Origin of the sequence: Phyllobacterium trifolii, from assembly GCF_014192095.1 — a bacterium.
GTDB lineage: Bacteria > Pseudomonadota > Alphaproteobacteria > Rhizobiales > Rhizobiaceae > Phyllobacterium > Phyllobacterium trifolii.
The window spans coordinates 1-1,430 of the sequence record NZ_JACHXN010000063.1 but is presented as its reverse complement, the minus strand read 5'-3'; the positions used below and the strand labels follow the sequence as shown (position 1 = coordinate 1,430).

Below are 1,430 nucleotides of genomic sequence, written 5' to 3'. Positions count from 1 at the left end.
CCCGGGCGCCATCGTTATTTACTTCGTCCGCAACTACATCGCCAAGGGCTTCGCCCTGGGGAGGGTATAATGGAAACGACTAGGCGTTGGCCTGTAGTGCTGGCGGCAGTCGTCGCCGCTTTTGCAATCATGGTCGGGCTGCTCGTGGGAGCGGTCCCTTTCAAGGATGGTGCGCGTGACTGGTTCGCTCCATTGGTCAAAGGCGGTTGGATGGCCTGGACCTTTCCCACGGCGCTGTTTTTCTTGACTATTTTCTTTCTGATGTCGCTGATGGCCGTATGGGAATATGCCTCGCCGGGCGGCAATCCGCGTGTCGGCATCCTGCGCTTTGAAACCACGCGCGGCGACCGGCTGTTCGTGTCGTTGCTTGGCAGCGCCTTCATTCATCTCGCCTGGCTTGGACTTGTCGGTCCGAACCTCTGGTGGGCTTTGGCTTTATCCGTGGTCTACGCCATCGGCGTATTCCGCTATGTCTAGAAATTAGGTGTAGGGCATCCCGCCCCGCACTTGACGATGCAATCGCAACTCTGGGAGGACAATATTATGCGAACGCGAATTTTAACGACAACGACAGCCTTGGCGCTGCTGTTCGGTGCAGGTAGTGCCTGGGCCGGAATGGACGAAGCCAAGGCATTCCTTGACAAGGAGATTGGCGACATGTCGACCCTCGACAGGGCGGCACAGGAAAAGGAAATGCAGTGGTTTGTCGATGCGGCGAAGCCTTTCGCCGGTATGGACATCAAGGTGGTTTCCGAGACCATCACCACGCACGATTACGAGTCCAAGACACTCGCCAAGGCGTTCACCGATATTACCGGAATCAAGATCACCCATGACCTGATCGGTGAAGGTGACGTGGTGGAAAAGCTGCAGACGCAGATGCAGTCGGGCGAAAACATCTATGATGCCTATATCAACGATAGCGATCTGATTGGTACGCATTGGCGCTATCAGCAGGCGCGCAACTTGACCGACTGGATGGCCAACGAAGGCAAGGACGTCACCAATCCCGGCATTGACGTCGATGATTTCATCGGCAAATCGTTTACTACGGCACCAGATGGCAAGCTTTATCAATTGCCCGACCAGCAGTTCGCCAACCTCTACTGGTTCCGCTACGACTGGTTCAACGACGAGAAGAACAAGGCGGATTTCAAGGCGAAGTACGGCTATGACCTCGGCGTACCGGTCAATTGGTCAGCTTACGAGGATATCGCCGAGTTCTTCACCGGCCGGGAGATCGATGGCAAGAAGGTCTTCGGCCATATGGACTATGGCAAGAAGGACCCATCGCTTGGCTGGCGCTTTACCGATGCGTGGCTTTCCATGGCTGGGAATGGCGACAAGGGTATCCCGAATGGTCTGCCAGTCGATGAATGGGGCATCAAGGTCAACGAAAAGTCACAGCCTGTTGGTTCATGCGTCGCTCG

At 55.7% G+C, this 1,430-nt stretch carries 2 protein-coding genes; both read left to right on the top strand.

The window, feature by feature from the left end; translation table 11 throughout:
* The first annotated feature begins 69 nt into the window (after positions 1–69).
* Positions 70–477, top strand: a complete 408-nt coding sequence (locus FHS21_RS30355) for a DUF2160 domain-containing protein (protein WP_183665868.1) — start codon at positions 70–72, stop codon at positions 475–477.
* A 66-nt stretch (positions 478–543) separates the two neighbouring features.
* On the top strand, positions 544–1,430 hold an 887-nt coding region (locus tag FHS21_RS30350; RefSeq protein WP_183665866.1), incomplete at its 3' end, for an ABC transporter substrate-binding protein.

What these genes read in the sequence shown, in the direction of transcription:
- FHS21_RS30355 (WP_183665868.1), top strand. Translation starts at nt 70, where the DNA reads ATGGAAACGACTAGGCGTTGGCCTGTAGTGCTGGCGGCAGTCGTCGCC.